The 15,078-nt window shown below is 42.1% G+C and carries 15 protein-coding genes; 13 read left to right on the forward strand and 2 right to left on the reverse strand.

Going from position 1 to position 15,078, the window contains the following annotated elements:
* Positions 1 to 8: 8 nt before the first annotated feature.
* The 7 genes from QUF61_RS09890 (at position 9) to QUF61_RS09920 (ending at position 7,636) form a co-directional block, all read left to right on the forward strand.
* Positions 9 to 899: a phosphoribosylaminoimidazolesuccinocarboxamide synthase gene (locus QUF61_RS09890; RefSeq protein WP_289681498.1), complete on the forward strand. Its 891-nt coding sequence runs from the start codon at positions 9 to 11 to the stop codon at positions 897 to 899.
* 42 nt (positions 900 to 941) lie between these two features.
* Positions 942 to 1,181, forward strand: a complete 240-nt coding sequence (locus QUF61_RS09895; RefSeq protein ID WP_103918305.1) for a hypothetical protein — start codon at positions 942 to 944, stop codon at positions 1,179 to 1,181.
* 299 nt (positions 1,182 to 1,480) lie between these two features.
* On the forward strand, positions 1,481 to 2,503 hold the full coding sequence (locus QUF61_RS09900; RefSeq protein WP_103918306.1) for a restriction endonuclease: 1,023 nt from the start codon (positions 1,481 to 1,483) through the stop codon (positions 2,501 to 2,503).
* Complete coding sequence (dcm, locus tag QUF61_RS09905; protein ID WP_103918307.1) at positions 2,496 to 3,770, forward strand: DNA (cytosine-5-)-methyltransferase; 1,275 nt, start codon at positions 2,496 to 2,498, stop codon at positions 3,768 to 3,770. The genes QUF61_RS09900 and dcm overlap by 8 nt, the downstream gene beginning before the upstream one ends.
* A gap of 479 nt (positions 3,771 to 4,249) precedes the next feature.
* A complete protein-coding gene (locus QUF61_RS09910; RefSeq protein WP_177428718.1) occupies positions 4,250 to 5,074 on the forward strand; it encodes a cytochrome C assembly family protein in 825 nt (274 codons plus the stop codon).
* Between the two features lie 46 nt (positions 5,075 to 5,120).
* Positions 5,121 to 6,944, forward strand: a complete 1,824-nt coding sequence (gene tssF, locus QUF61_RS09915; protein WP_289681499.1) for a type VI secretion system baseplate subunit TssF — start codon at positions 5,121 to 5,123, stop codon at positions 6,942 to 6,944.
* Between the two features lie 317 nt (positions 6,945 to 7,261).
* Entirely contained in the window at positions 7,262 to 7,636 is a 375-nt protein-coding gene (locus tag QUF61_RS09920) for a hypothetical protein (protein ID WP_103922643.1), read from the forward strand.
* 478 nt (positions 7,637 to 8,114) lie between these two features.
* On the opposite strand, the gene QUF61_RS09925 is transcribed toward QUF61_RS09920, so the two are convergent.
* Positions 8,115 to 8,408 (reverse strand): hypothetical protein, encoded by a 294-nt coding sequence (locus QUF61_RS09925; RefSeq protein ID WP_103922645.1) that lies wholly within the window; start codon positions 8,406 to 8,408, stop codon positions 8,115 to 8,117.
* A 218-nt stretch (positions 8,409 to 8,626) separates the two neighbouring features.
* Between QUF61_RS09925 and QUF61_RS09930 the strand changes: the two genes are divergently transcribed.
* Positions 8,627 to 9,277: a class I SAM-dependent methyltransferase gene (locus tag QUF61_RS09930; protein ID WP_289681500.1), complete on the forward strand. Its 651-nt coding sequence runs from the start codon at positions 8,627 to 8,629 to the stop codon at positions 9,275 to 9,277.
* A 14-nt stretch (positions 9,278 to 9,291) separates the two neighbouring features.
* Here the strand turns inward: QUF61_RS09930 and QUF61_RS09935 are convergent, their stop codons facing one another.
* On the reverse strand, positions 9,292 to 9,894 hold the full coding sequence (locus QUF61_RS09935) for a TetR/AcrR family transcriptional regulator (protein WP_289681501.1): 603 nt from the start codon (positions 9,892 to 9,894) through the stop codon (positions 9,292 to 9,294).
* Between the two features lie 182 nt (positions 9,895 to 10,076).
* Here QUF61_RS09935 and QUF61_RS09940 point away from each other — a divergent pair, with 182 nt between their 5' ends.
* The 5 genes from QUF61_RS09940 to QUF61_RS09960 all read left to right on the forward strand — a co-directional run bounded on the left by QUF61_RS09940 (position 10,077) and on the right by QUF61_RS09960 (position 14,980).
* Entirely contained in the window at positions 10,077 to 11,018 is a 942-nt protein-coding gene (locus QUF61_RS09940) for an ABC transporter ATP-binding protein (RefSeq protein ID WP_289681502.1), read from the forward strand.
* Between the two features lie 112 nt (positions 11,019 to 11,130).
* On the forward strand, positions 11,131 to 13,116 hold the full coding sequence (locus QUF61_RS09945) for a glycosyltransferase family 2 protein (protein ID WP_289681503.1): 1,986 nt from the start codon (positions 11,131 to 11,133) through the stop codon (positions 13,114 to 13,116).
* 163 nt (positions 13,117 to 13,279) lie between these two features.
* Positions 13,280 to 14,260 (forward strand): ribonuclease Z, encoded by a 981-nt coding sequence (locus tag QUF61_RS09950; protein WP_289681504.1) that lies wholly within the window; start codon positions 13,280 to 13,282, stop codon positions 14,258 to 14,260.
* A gap of 83 nt (positions 14,261 to 14,343) precedes the next feature.
* The gene (locus QUF61_RS09955) at positions 14,344 to 14,721 is read left to right on the forward strand and encodes a hypothetical protein (RefSeq protein ID WP_289681505.1); all 378 of its coding nucleotides are present in this window, start codon (positions 14,344 to 14,346) and stop codon (positions 14,719 to 14,721) included.
* Between the two features lies 1 nt (position 14,722).
* A complete protein-coding gene (locus QUF61_RS09960; RefSeq protein ID WP_289681506.1) occupies positions 14,723 to 14,980 on the forward strand; it encodes a hypothetical protein in 258 nt (85 codons plus the stop codon).
* The last annotated feature ends 98 nt before the right edge of the window (positions 14,981 to 15,078 follow it).

Below are 15,078 nucleotides of genomic sequence, written 5' to 3' on the forward strand. Positions count from 1 at the left end.
GAAACATTATGCAAGCAAGTAGTTTATATGAAAGCACATTAACCAGCCTGCCGCTGGTTCAGAAAGGTAAAGTCCGTGATATTTATACGGTTGATGATGAGCATTTGTTGATTGTCACCACTGATCGCCTGTCCGCGTTCGATGTTATTTTACCCGATCCGATTCCAGGTAAAGGCGCGGTATTAACTGCGGTATCTAACTTCTGGTTTTCCCAGACCGAAAACCTGATTCCCAATCATCTGGTGGATTATCCGCTGGATAAGGTATGCACGGCAGAGGAACTGGCACAGATTGCAGGCCGGGCCATCGTGGTGAAAAAATTACGCCCCCTGCCGGTGGAAGCGATTGTACGCGGTTATCTGGTGGGTTCGGGCTGGAAGGATTATCAAAAAACCGGTGCCGTGTGTGGTATTGATTTGGCATCAGGCTTACAGTTGGCGGATCAACTGCCACAGCCGATTTATACCCCGTCAACCAAAGCTGATGTTGGTGAGCATGATGAAAATGTAGATTTTGACTATACTGTAAAAAAACTGGGGCAGGATTTAGCCGAACAGGTACGCGATGTCAGCTTGCAACTGTATAGCCAGGCGCGGGAATACGCGGCACAACGTGGTATTATTATTGCCGATACTAAATTTGAATTTGGTCTGGATGCGCAGGATAATCTGGTTTTAATTGATGAGGCCCTGACCCCGGATTCTTCACGTTTCTGGCCTGCGGATCAATATCAGCCGGGTAAAAATCCCCCCAGCTTTGATAAGCAGTTTGTGCGTGATTATCTGGAAACCCTGGATTGGAATAAACAAGCGCCCGGCCCTGCATTACCTGCTGATATCCAGGAAAAAACGGCGGCAAAATATCGTGAAGCGCAGACGCGCTTAATCGAGAACATCTGAACAGTAATAGCTTTGGGAATGAGGTATAGCGGATTTCCCAAAGTGCTTAATCCGGTATTTCGGGAAAGCTCTGTAGGCATTCCCGAAATAGATAAAAATTTTTCAAAATTTATTATGACGCAACAAAAAAACAGCTTTGATGCCACAACCAAAACATTTTATGGGGATTTATTTAAACGCTGGGGGTTTGCGGTAGAAACCGAGCGGGAAGTTTTTTCTCATGCGTGTAGTATTGATTTAGTGGCGATATCTGAAAACTCCGAAGAACTTTTTTGCCTCTAATGAAATCAATGTCTTACATGGATATGTGCCGCCTAAAATCAATAACTTATGGACTGTTTCAGAGTTTTCAGGGTGATACGTAAAGTTAGCTGTCAGAAAAATACCAGCAGTTCCCGGTCAGAATCATGTAACACACTGATATTGAATGTATATTAGAATATTAGTGCTCACTAAGTTGTAAAAATACAACTTGGTTTATCAATGACTTGCAAGGCAACCGGGAATTCCTGGAAAAATACCGAGGCAACTTTTAGTAAAATATGAGAAAATAAGTATATTTATAAAATTCAGGATCACAGATGAAATTTAATAGAAATATTAGAGAGTTAGAAGAAAATGCTATTTTGTGGTGGCCTGAACACCTGAATAAAGCAAATGCAGCAATTAGTGTTATTCCAAAGCTACTACAAACTCAAGACGATTTCTTAAAAATTATCTCACTCTCAAAGAAAAATCCATATCAAGTTTTTGATCTTCTTGAGGCTTCTGAATTCCCAGCCAACTTATTTCTAAAACATCTATGTGTTCTCGCTGATTATGGTGGTGAACCAATACAAAGGCTTGGTAGAGCTTTTTCCTCAATTTTTCAGTCTGGAAAAAGCAAGCATTCCATAGAATTCTCATGGAACTCAAATAATTATATTTACGATTTTAAATGCCTTCCAGTACGTGGTCTTGGCAACAAAAAACTATTTATAGATGGCGAAGGTTTAATTGAAGTAAAAATACTATCTGACCTGTACAGAGACATGATTATCCTATTGATGTTTGGTTCAACATCAACTGTTAATGAAGAGGCTGGCTTGTTAGCTTGTGAAATTGGCACATTATTAGGGGAGGCAGAAGTTTTAGAAAAATATGTTAAAGAACGTTATATAAATGTAAGCCGTATAACAGGTGGTGCGACTGCAAATTCTTTAGGTCAGCTTGCCCAACAAGAAATAGTAAAACATTTATCAGAATCATTGGGTTATAACTATTGTGTGATCAGTAATGGATATATTGCATTAGATGGATATAAAAAAGAAAGTGGTATGCCCTTTGATATAGTTGTGGAAAAAGGAGATAGAAAAGTAGGAATAGAAGTTAGTTTTCAAGTTACAACAAATAGCACTATTGAACGAAAATCAGGGCAAGCAGCAGATCGTATAAATCTTATGCATTCAAACGGTCATAAAATTGCTTACGTTTTAGATGGTGCAGGTAATTTCCAAAGAAAATCAGCCATATCTAATATTTGTGCTAATAGTGATTGTACAGTCGCTTATTCAAATCAAGAGTTTGATACTCTTTCAAAGTGGATAGGTGAAACACTTGATTAAATTTATTGATTTATTTGCTGGCACTGGTGGTATACGACTAGCAATGGAGCAAGCTTGTTTAGAGCTTGGAATAGATGCCGAATGTGTATTTAGTTCTGAAATAGATAAAAATGCTTGTATATCTTATGAACTAAATTTTGGTGAAAATCCTTATTCAGATATTAAAGAAGTTAATGAATTTCCTGATTTTGATTTTTTGTTAGCTGGCTTTCCATGTCAATCATTCTCATATGCTGGAAAAAGAAAAGGGTTTGGTGATATTAGAGGAACGCTTTTTTTCGATATTGAAAGAATTCTAAATCAAAAAAAACCTAACTATCTTTTATTGGAAAATGTGAGAGGGTTGACTACTCACAATAAAGGAAGAACTTATCAAACAATTAAAGAGAAACTAGAAGCTATTGGGTACTCCGTTGATTATCTTTTATTAAACTCTAGTAATTATGATGTTCCGCAGAATAGAGTGAGAATATATATTCTTGGTGTAATGAATAGAAAACTAAATATTACTTTAAATAGTGATCTTGGTGCGGCTGATACTCATAAATTCAAATTAAGTACAGATAATTTTCAGGCATCACTATTTGAAGAAGAAAAAATAAAACCCAAAACTGTTAAAAATATATTGGAAAAAAATCCAGATTCTAAATACATTTGTTCCCCCGATTTCACAAGCAAGCTTAAAAATGTAGTCGGCAGTGATTTCACCCAACTTAATGGGTGTAGGTTGATAGATTATCGCGGTGGTAATTCATTGCATTCATGGGAATTAGGTGTGAAAGGTATTTGTACCCCTAACGAAATAGAGTTTATGAATCTTCTTATATCCAATCGCAGAAAAAAAATATTTGGCACACATCAAGATGGAAAGCGTTTAACTAGAGATCAAATTGAAACTTTTTATCACGCTAAGGACTTTAATAAAGTTACTTTATCACTTATAAAAAAAGGCTATTTAAGCTGTTATGATGGTCAATATAATCCCGTCTGTGGGAATATGTCCTTTGAGGTATTTAAGTTTTTAGATCCTGAAGGAATCTCAATTACTCTAACTGCATCTGATTCTAATCGACTAGGTATAGTCCAGAATAATGTTGCTAGGCGTATCACTCCTAGAGAATGTGCGAGACTTCAAGGCTATCCAGATACTTATAAACTTTTAGAGAACGATAGTGCCGTTTATAAGCAAATGGGAAATGGTGTATCAGTTCCAGTTGTTAAAGCCGTCTTACAAGATTTCATTGAGCATAATATAAAAAATAGCTAACAAAAGTATCCAGCGGACAGCCAAAAGCTGTGCCGCTCATGCCTCGCTATGCAGCTTCTATCTTCCGCTGATGCTAGACGATAATAAACAAGATAGCTTGGCATGTATGCCTTTTGCGCATTTTCGTCAATTGAATGCAATAGAATTAAAGGGTTGTCATGATGTATTGACTGTGAAAGATTTTAATAAAATCATGTATTACACAGAGGCTTCATTTTTGGCTATATTGATCTTTTTGGTCAAACAAACCGCCTCTACGCAACAATGTACCTAGAGCACACAGAATTTTTATTCATCTTTAAGGCGTAAAAACAGGCGCGATGAAGTATTCAGGGCGACTATTTTTATTTCCCGGGATGAATAGATGGAAACGATTTTGATAGATAAAACGTGGAAATAACTAACGTAGAGACTTAACATTGCTACGTCTCTACAATGAAATAACAACAGCCTTGAATAGGCGAAATAAAAGACTTGCTATGGACAATCTGATTATTGGTTTTATCGTTATTGCTTTATATCTGGCAGCAAGTACTCGTCTGTCGTTATTCCAAAGTATTTTTCAGTCCTGGTTGCCGCAATGGGCCTTGCAAAAAGACAGGCTGCATGTGCAGTTTCTTTGGCTGGGCGGCATAGCCGTGCTGTTACACACGATTTTATTGTATTTCCAGATTCATGCAGGTGCTGGAATTAGCCTGGGCTTTTTTAACGCCGCCTCTATGGTGAGTTGGTTGATTGCCCTGGCTTTGCTGATAATGAGTTTCTCGCGTCCTTTGGAAAACCTGGCGCTGGTTTTATTTCCCTTCGTCATATTAATGGTCGTTTTTACTTTATTGCTGCCCGATACCCGCTTATTACCCGAGCATCCCGGCATGGGCCTGACCCTGCATGTCTTAATCTCTATTTTGGCCTATAGTTTATTTTGCCTGTCAGCTTTGCTGGTGTTGTTTCTTAATGTACAAGAATATTATCTGCACCACAAAAAACCCATGAAAATCATGACCCATCTGCCACCGATACAAGTCATGGAAAACTTGCTGCTTCAAGTCATCTGGGTGGCGATGGTGTTGCTTTCTATCAGTCTGGTGACAGGCGGTTTATTTATTGAAAACCTGTTTGGGCAGCATTTAGTACATAAGACGCTATTATCAATTATCGCCTGGCTGCTGTTTGCTGTTTTATTGTGGGGACGCAGACGTTATGGTTGGCGTGGGCGTTTACTGCTGTATTGGATTTTTGGTGGGGTGTTTGTGCTGATGCTGGGCTATTTTGGCAGTAAACTGGTGCTGGAGTTCGTCGTATAAAATACATATCAGTATTGGAAATACTTTCCAGAATAAGGAGGTTTTTATGAAATTAACCGAAGATCAAGCCTTATTGCGTTATTACATGCAGGAGCTGGCTTATTTGCGCCGCAGTGGTATGTCATTTGCCCAGCGTTATCCCAAAATTGCCGCGCGCCTGGAACTGGGGGAAAATGAATCCCCTGATCCGCATGTTGAGCGTTTGCTGGAAGGTTTTGCGCTGCTGACCGGACGGGTTCAATATAATATCGATAGTGAGTTTTCCATTTTTACCACCGCTTTAATGGAAAATTTATATCCACATTATCTGGCTCCGATTCCTTCCATGTCGATTGCGCAGTTTGATGTAGATGCCGAGCAGGGTTTGTTGGTGGAAGGCTTTAATCTGCCAAAACACACGCCTTTATTTATCAAGTCCACAGAAGAAATCACCTGCCGTTTTCGTACCTGTTATCCGGTGCAACTGTGGCCGTTTACGGTGAAATTTGCCGGTTTTGAACCAACCAATCGTTATGATTTCCTGGATAGCAATACCAGTGTCACGACGGTCTTGCGTTTGCGTTTGCAGGTGATGGATGGCGTCAACCTCAGTACCTTGTTATGTCAGCAATTACGTTTTCATTTGCACGGGCAATGGGCGGACATGAGCCAGCTTTATGAGTTGTTATTCTGTAATGTCTGCCAGATTGCTTTGCTCAAACAAGATCAAACCACACCGGTGTGTTTGCCTTTAGATGCTTTGACCCCGGTAGGGTTTCACGATCAGGTATTACCGGCGTTTGAACACGCGCACCCGGCTTATCGTTTACTACAGGAATATTTTGCTTTTCCAGAGAAATTTTTATTTTTTGATATCGCGCAGCTCGATAAACTCAATGCCGCAGAAGGCGATGAATATTTTGATTTATTATTTATGCTTAATCAGCGCCCTGGTGAAAAGCTGTTAATTGATGCCGAGAATTTCCGTCTGGGTTGTACGCCGATTATTAATTTATTTAACCAACTCACCGAGCCGCTACGCATCCATCAGCGCCAGACTGAATATCGCCTGATCCCGGATTTACGCCGTGAACACAGCACGGAAATCCACAGTATTCGTCGTTTGTCCGCAATCAGTGATGAGTCCGATACCAGCCGGGATATTCAACCTTATTTTTCCTTCCGTCACGATATGGAGGGCAAAGAACACCGCAGTTTCTGGTCCGGGTGCAGAATTTTTTCAGAACGTGCGGATCTGCCCGGTACGGAAATACTGATCACGTTTATGGATTTGGATTTCACGCCCAACCAGCCCGCGCAGGATACGGTGTTTGCACACACCTTATGCACCAATCGCCATTTGGCTGAACAGGTGCCTGCTAATGCTTCTTTGCAAATCGAAGCAGTTGCGCCTTTAACCCATATCACCTGTTTAAATAAACCCACACCGCAACTTGACCCGCCACTGCGCGGTGACAGCGTATGGCGTTTGGTTTCACATTTATCTTTAAATCATTTGTCTTTAACTGCAAACAGTGAAGAAAGTTTATTGGCATTGCGGGAATTATTACGTTTATATCAGTTTGCCGCGCCACATAAACCCATTGATCGGCAGGTTGCAGGCATTCGCAGCTTAGCCTGTAAACAAAGTGTTGAGCGCCTTGGCCCGGATGCCTGGCGGGGGTTTGTCAGGGGGTTTGAAATCACCCTGGAATTTGATGATGAGTTGTATGTGGGCAGCAGCGCGTTTTTGCTGGCCAGCGTCTTAAATCACTTCTTCCCGCTGTATACTTCGGCGAATTCATTTACACGTCTGGTCATTAAAAATACGCGCAAAGAAGGTATCTGGAAAAAGTGGCCGTCAAGAACGGGAGAAAAAACTTTATTATAAAAAAAGCACGTCGAAACGTGCTTTTTTTATTTTAATATAACAGTTCTGCAACTTGCATAAACATAAAGGCACTCTTACTGGTTTTGCAATTCCCGCAAATCCCTTTATACAATAACCCCTAGACATAAATTGCGGTGTTCATTTGCTAATTCTACAATGCAGTTATAATCACAATTTGGACAGATAGAAAAAAAATTAACTTCATTTAGAAAATTTCCTGAAATTACTTGTTATATGCAGGATTTATAGTTAAACTGAAAATCACATCATATAGATGTAACTATCTTATTTTAATAATATTCAGGAGTAATTAAGCCATGCGTATTTTAACCATAACGGGCATCCTTTCATTAACATTTGGTCTTACTTTTGCAGCAATACCTGCACAGGCTGATGACATAGATGACCTTACTGATTGTGTTGAGGCATCACAGAAGTTACAAGACATTTCCTATAAAGCGTTTAACTTAAACAAAGAAACTCAACCTTTATTAGAAATGGCAACTAAAAAGGCGAAAGAATATGAAGATCAAGTAATGTCTGGAGCTGAAAATAAAGTACTTGCTGCATTTGATGCCGCACAAACAGCCGCATTTAGAAATTGGAAAAATAAAGATAAAGAATTGATCAAAACTCAGAATAAATTGAGAAAACTAAAGAAAAAAATGGAAAAAATATGTTCTCCACTATAGTTGTTTTGGTAATGGGGACGCTACTAGGAGCCTGTCCGAGAACTTAGTTTTTCAAAAAACTGGATTTTTAAGTTATTGATAAATAAGGGGTTAAATTTAGCAAAATAATTTAATTTTGCTATTCTCGGACAGCCTCCTAGTACAGCAATCGGTAAATACCGATAATAATAATTAACCATTAAGACAAGGATTTTGGTCAAATTGTTATTATTTACATTTATGCGCTGTCAGATCTATCCTGGCAGCATTATTATTTTTATTTATTTTATTGTGGTTGCTGCATCCCTGGTGTCATCGCTATATAGAATATGGCGGCGCGGGGCTTGCTTATGCGATTTGCGGTTATTTCGCGCACCAGCAATTGCATACCAGGTTATTCCAATATTATTAATCTGAGTTAAGTTTCTGTTAGCGGCTGTACCGCTAAAAACCACTTCTATCTCATACTAAATCATTGATAGTGCGTAACATCCATTGCTTAATGCCGCACCTCATCTTGCACGCTACTCTGGCGATATTGAATAAGGCTATCACGCACAACCTTGAGTGCCTGTTGACTGGCAGTTTCTAAATCACCTTGTTCGGAAAAGGCCAGACGCTCTTGTGCCAGGGCTTGAACCAAAACTTGCGCAATTAGCTCCACGCTCATGGTTTCTTTGGAAATATGCTCTACTGCAACGCCTTGCGCGCTCAAGTCTTCACGTAACTTGCCTATACTGGGACCCAGCATTTGATACAGCATATCTGCTACTTGTTGGTATTTTGGATTCATGACTTGCCCTGCCTTGTTGTTAAAGTTTTAAGATTATACATTTGAAGCTTACGGAAAATACAGCATACAGCCATTATATAAGATGTTGCAATCGCAGTAGTTTTGTATAAATGATTGATTTCCAAACCTCACTGGGCAAAATACCTGTATAGTGGTCATTTTGCGCAGTGTATAAGTTTCCCCCGGTATGTTGCGTATTATCAACCAGATAGGGTTTTATGTCTTCGTTACGCGTCCGTTACCAAACCATTGAATTTGATGATGTGGATATTCATATCCGCACTTTAAGAGATAAGCAGCAGTTTGAGGATGTGGACGATGTGGCCTTAAAATTAGGCATATCTTCAGCAACCTGGCCTTTGTTCGGTATTATCTGGGATTCGAGTCAAGTGTTGGCACATCTCATGTTTGATTATGAGATTGCTGGAAAGCGAATCCTGGAAGTGGGCTGCGGGATTGCACTGGCAAGCCTGGTATTGAATCACCGGCTGGCTGATATCACAGCCACAGACTATCATCCCGAAGTGGAAGGTTTTCTGCTGGAAAATACACAGCTTAATAAAGATAAGGTCATACCGTTCGTGCGCACTGGCTGGGCTGATGAGGATAGCGGCCTGGGCAAGTTTGATCTCATTATCGGCAGCGATTTGCTGTATGAGCAGGAACATATCGAATTATTGTCCAGTTTTATTAATCAACATGCCAACCCGCATTGTGAAGTTATTATTATTGATCCGGGACGTCGCCAACATGCGCGTTTCAGTAAAAAAATGGTGAGTCTGGGGTATTCACACCAGCAGAGCAAGCCCAAAAATACCGAGCATTTCAAACAACCGTTTAAGGGGTATATTCTACGTTATAGCCGTTGAATAAAATTAATAGCTTAAGCGGTTTTCACACCTTCCAAAAATATACCCATTAAGCGATCCAGTAAATTTTGCACTGACTCACTGCCCACAACTTCCAGTTTTTCGGTCATATATAAGGTGCTGACACCATGCACCGCGCACCACATGGCGCGGGCTGTTTGCCGTACCTGTTCAGGCTCGGCATCCGCCATCAATTGCGCCAGAGGCGCTTCCAGCAAACTGAATAAACGGCTGACATGGGGTTCAAACCATTCTGGCACCGGTTCATTATTTTGCATTCTATGCTCAAAAATCATTTGCCAGCGATAGGGCTGTTCTATTGTAAAATGTAGATAGGCATGGGCAAAGGCCAATAAACGCTGTTCCGGTTTTTTTTGTTTTTTTTCAGTTTGTTGCAAAATCTGATAAATAATTTCCAGATTACGTACATTGGCTTGTAAAATCAGATCGTCAAGATTCTTAAAAATCAGATACAGGCTGCCGACCGTATAACCGATGGCACTGGCAATTTTACGCACACTGAGTTGGTGGAAACCCTGCTCGGTAACAATTTCAAAGGTGGCGGCTAAAGCCAGTTCCCGGATTTCTTCGCGGCTGTGATCATTGCGTCGTCCCATGATTATTTCCTGTGCTTATCGTTTTTCAGGTAAAAATAATTTCCAGACGCCTGACGGATAACACCCTTTCGAAGGGGGTGTTATCTGTGAAACTATTTTTATGAAAAACGATAGATTAATTATTTTAACTTTTTCCAGTTCTAGGAAAAAGTTGAATTATACACCGTTTAATAAAGCATTTTATGATGAAAAATACCCCCTTGTTGGCAGTTGATTCACTGTCACATTATTACCGCCAGCACTGCGCCTTGAACCCATTAAGCTTTCAGTTACAGGCCGGTGAGGTGATGGGCTTTCTCGGCCCCAATGGCGCGGGTAAATCGACGACTTTACAAATTCTGGCAGGAGTATTATCACCACACAGCGGCAGTGTGCGTATTCAGGGACATGATTTATTTTCCCAGCCAAAAGCCGCCCGACGTTGCCTCGGTTATTTACCCGATCAGCCCCCCTTATATCCTGAAATGCGTGTTAATGCCTATTTGCAATTTTGCGCACAGTTACACGAACTACCCCGCAGCCGACAAAAACATGCAGTGAAAGAGGTTGCTGACGCTTGTGGCTTGGAGGATAAGTTAAAACACCCTATTGCAACACTGTCAAAAGGCTATCAACAACGCTTGGGGCTGGCGCAAGCGATTATTCATCAGCCGCCGCTGATTTTGCTGGATGAACCGACTATCGGTTTAGACCCGGAACAATTGCAGGCAGTACGGCAGTTGATTAGGCAATTTGGCAAGCACAGCGGCATTATCTTATCCAGCCATATCCTGTCAGAAGTTGAAGCTGTTTGTGATCGGGTGTTGATTCTGCACCAGGGTACAATGCGCTTTGATGACACGCTCAGTCATTTGCAACAGCAAATACAAGGCCAGCAACTGATTTTAGGCTTAAACCAGCCACCTGAGCTTAAGCTATTATCAGCCATTCCCGGCATTAAAAAAGTCACACAACAAGATGCATTGCATTGGCGCGTGTATTGTCATGATGAAAACCAGGATCTCAAGGCGCTGGCAAGCAAGCTGGCAGACTGCGCAGCGCAACAACAGTGGGGTTTATTTGAACTGCGTCAGGAGCGCAGTTCATTGGAACAGGCGTTTTTGGAAACGATTAAACATTCATAAGCTTGTTATACGACTTTGCCGCTTAGACCAAAATTCTACTTTAATAAAACCGGGAATTTCTCATTTTACAGAGACAAGTATGGCAGTCAAAAACCAACGGGTCAGAGTTTATATGTCAAACCAAAACGAAGGACACGACCAGGTCAGCGCAACAAGCAAAGCGGCCTTATCAGAAACCCGGCGTCAATTAAATCAACACCGGCGCTGGTTATTGCAACTGCAAAACCAAACACAGCGCCTACGCAGCGGCATAATCTGGCAATTGGGGCGGCGTCTGCATTATTGGCTGCTGCGCTGGCTGCCGTCTATTGATAACAGCAATCCTGAACGGGAACTTCAAGACTTAAACCAGCAGATTAAGCAGCAGCAAAACCTGCCTGCCAGTGCGCTGCTTATGCACAACATCCCGGAAGTCAGCGACTACCCACCCTGGATTGGCGCAGAACCTTATGCCAGGTGGTGCAAAACCCAAATACCTGACCCGCAGAAAATCCAGGATGAACAGGCCTTATGGCAAGAATCGCCTGTGCTGGGTTTTGTCTTGTGGGTACCAGTCAAACCCGATCTGCAATTGCTGGATAAGACCCTGCAAAGTTTATTGCGTCAGATAGTGCCGCATTGGTCTTTGTATCTGCTCACACATGAAGCACCGGCTTTGCCGCAAGACTCCAGAATACAACACGTCAAAATAACTACAACCGAGATACAGGCTTTTAATCAGTTATTAGCAACGGCACAGGAAAGCTGGCTGGCCTGGTTGAAACCAGGGGATCAGCTGGCTGAAGATGCCACATATCAGATAAGCAAACATTTACTGGCGCGCCCACACATACGATTTTTATACAGTGATGAAGATTGTATTGATGAACAAAACCAGTATAGCAACCCTGATTTTAAGCCCGACTGGGACATGGATTTGTTTTATGCACGGGATTATACCGCCAATCTGGGGGTGTATCACCGTGAAACGCTGTTAAATATCGGTGGTTTTTCCAAGCAGTATCCAAATTGTGAAAGCTATGAACTGCGTCTGCATTTATGCACAGATTTAACTTCTGGGCAAATTTGTCATATTCCCAAGGTGTTGTACCATGTTTACCAGAAAGCGCAGGGCGCAGGCGTTCCCACGAATTCTGCAAAAACAAACCAACGCTCTCAGTTGCTGCTGGATTATTTTGCCAGCCGTAAACAAGTGGTATCAATTCAAACAATTGGTCAGGATTGTCTGCGCGTGGTCTATCCCTTGCCGGATACACTCCCCAAAGTCAGTATCATTATCCCGACCCGCGATAATCTGGCTTTATTAACAACTACAATTAATGGTTTACTGGAGCACACGGATTATCCTGATCTTGAAATTCTGATTATGGATAATGACAGCCAAAAGGCAGAGACGCAGACTTATCTGAAAAATATTGGGCAAAACCCACAAGTTCAGGTTTTTCCCATGCCGGGTGCATTTAATTATTCAAAATTGAATAATCACGGGGTGGAACAGGCGCAAGGCGAGATTATCGCTTTATTAAATAATGACCTGAAAATCATTCACCCGGACTGGCTCAAGGAAATGGTCAGTCAGGCATTACGCCCGGAAGTCGGTGCGGTGGGTGCCAAGCTGTATTATGCTGATGGGCGACTGCAACATGCAGGGGTGATATTAGGCATACGCGGCATGGCTGGGCATGTATTTAAGGGTGTATCCGCTTTAGACCCCGCTTATGCCTTCAAGCCTTTTCTGGTGCAGAATTATTCCGCTGTTACTGGAGCTTGTCTGGTGATGCGCCGCAATGTATATCAGCAAATCGGCGGCCTGGATGAAATCCACTTAAAAGTGGCATTTAATGATATTGATTTGTGTCTGCGTTTGCGCGAAGCGGGTTATCACATTTTATGGACACCCCATGCCGCTTTATATCATCTGGAATCTGCCAGTCGTGGCATAGACACACGCTTAAAACAGTTTTTGCGTTTACGCGCAGAATTGGCATATATGCGTAAACGCTGGGGAACAGCATTGAACAATGATCCTTTTTATAATCCCAATCTCAGCTTAAATGATGAGTTCTGTCAGTTGCATGACCCACTGCATAAGGAGTGAGAATTTTATAACTTCAGCAACTTGGCTGGTCTTTTCCTCCATTTTCTGCGTTGTGAAAACAGTTACATAGCTTGCTATGCGCCTGTTTTCACGCCTTGAAAGTGAATAAAAATCCTGTGCCCAGTTTCTGCATTTATTTCATCCTCACTCCTAAGAGCTAAATATGGAAATTATTTTTTTTGGCACCTCATCGGGCATACCCACCAAAAGCAGAAATGTATCGGGTCTGGCGCTCAAACGCAAAAATGCAAAATCCTGGTATCTGGTGGACTGCGGCGAAGGCACACAACAACAAATCTTACACACCCGCTTAAGTTTATTAAAGTTACAAGCCATACTCATCACCCATATGCATGGCGATCATTGTTATGGCCTGCCGGGTTTGTTAGCCAGCGCTGCAATGGCTGGGCGCAGCCGCGCCTTAACGGTGATTGGCCCGGCAGCCATTAAAGATTTTGTCACTTACAGCCTCAACATCACAAACAGTAGATTGTCTTATGAGATCACTTTTATCGCCGTAGAAAATCTAAAAAATGATTTTGAACTGGCGGATTTTAAGCTGGAAGTTGTGCCACTTTCACACCGGGTGCCGTGTTTTGCTTATGCTTTTTTAGAAAAATACAGCCCCTCACAATTGGATGTGGATAAATTAAAAGCCGCAGGCATTAAACCAGGGCCAATCTGGGGACATTTGCAAAAAGGGTTGGATACGTTATATGAAGGGCAAATACTCAAAGCGCATGATTATCAGCTTGCGCCTAAAAAACGTAGAAAAATCATTATTGCGGGAGATAATGATAAGCCTGAATTGCTGGCAGAGTGTGCCAAAAGCGCAGAAGCGCTGATACACGAAGCCACCTACAGCAGTGATGTGGCGGCAAAGCTGGGCGGTGCATACCAGCACAGCCATGCTAAAAGCGTGGCGCAATTTGCCGCCAGGGTGGGTCTTCAGAATTTAGTATTAACTCACTTCAGCCCACGCTATTCAGATAAAACCAGCGCAACGCCATCAATCAAAACCATTGAGCTGGAAGCAAAAAGTGTTTATCAGGGAAATTTATTTTTAGCGCGGGATTTGGATACCTATTATCTAAACCATGACGGCGTACTGAATTGTGTGCCTATTTACAGACACGTAAAGTAACTTCCAGGGGCATTGCTATTGTTGACTCAACGCCTGTGCGAGTACAATAATACGACCACCAATACCATCAAGCGGAGTGAAACATGAGTCAAGGCGACAATATTAACTTTTCAAATAGCACGTTCACTAACAGCATTGTCAATATCAAATCCCGGCTGGACAACGTTACCCAAACTATCAGCAGCCTGCCTGACACGGGTGATGAGGAAAAAGCCAGGCTGGAAGAATTGATGAAACAACTCTCCGAAGCTTTGCAACAAGTGCCGGAAGACAAGGCACAGGATGCCGACACTGTGTCACAAATGGCGGAACAGGCGGTGAAAGCGGCCAAAGACGGCAATGCCCCTATGCTCAAAGTCACCGCCGGCGGTTTGGTGGAAGCAGCCAAAGCACTTGCCGGGGTGGTGCCTGCCGCGCTGACGATTGCCACTCAAATCGCCAAAACCCTGAGTGGGACATAAAATGCCGCAGGGGGATAATTTTGATTTTGCCCAGGGCAATTTCAAAGATTGTGTTATCAATGTCCAGTCGCCCCATGGGGAACAAGATAAGAAAACAGCATCTGCAGCAGAAACCGTCCTCCATCCTTTAGACAGAGACATACTGCCATGGCTGCCCGACCGTGTTGAACAGAACAATACCCTGCGCCGTGCCTGGGATGGCTATTGTCAACTTTATCCGGGGCGCGGCATAGGGCAATTGCACCAAATAAACCTGTAAAACAGATACTTATTAGTATAAGATTACTCTAAAATCAAATTATATAAAATAATAAGGATTAAAGAGATGGTAATTCGCCCTCAACCCAAACAGGCAGA

The sequence above is a fragment of the Candidatus Venteria ishoeyi genome, from assembly GCF_030378065.1.
GTDB classification, from domain to species: Bacteria; Pseudomonadota; Gammaproteobacteria; order Beggiatoales; family Beggiatoaceae; genus Venteria; species Venteria ishoeyi.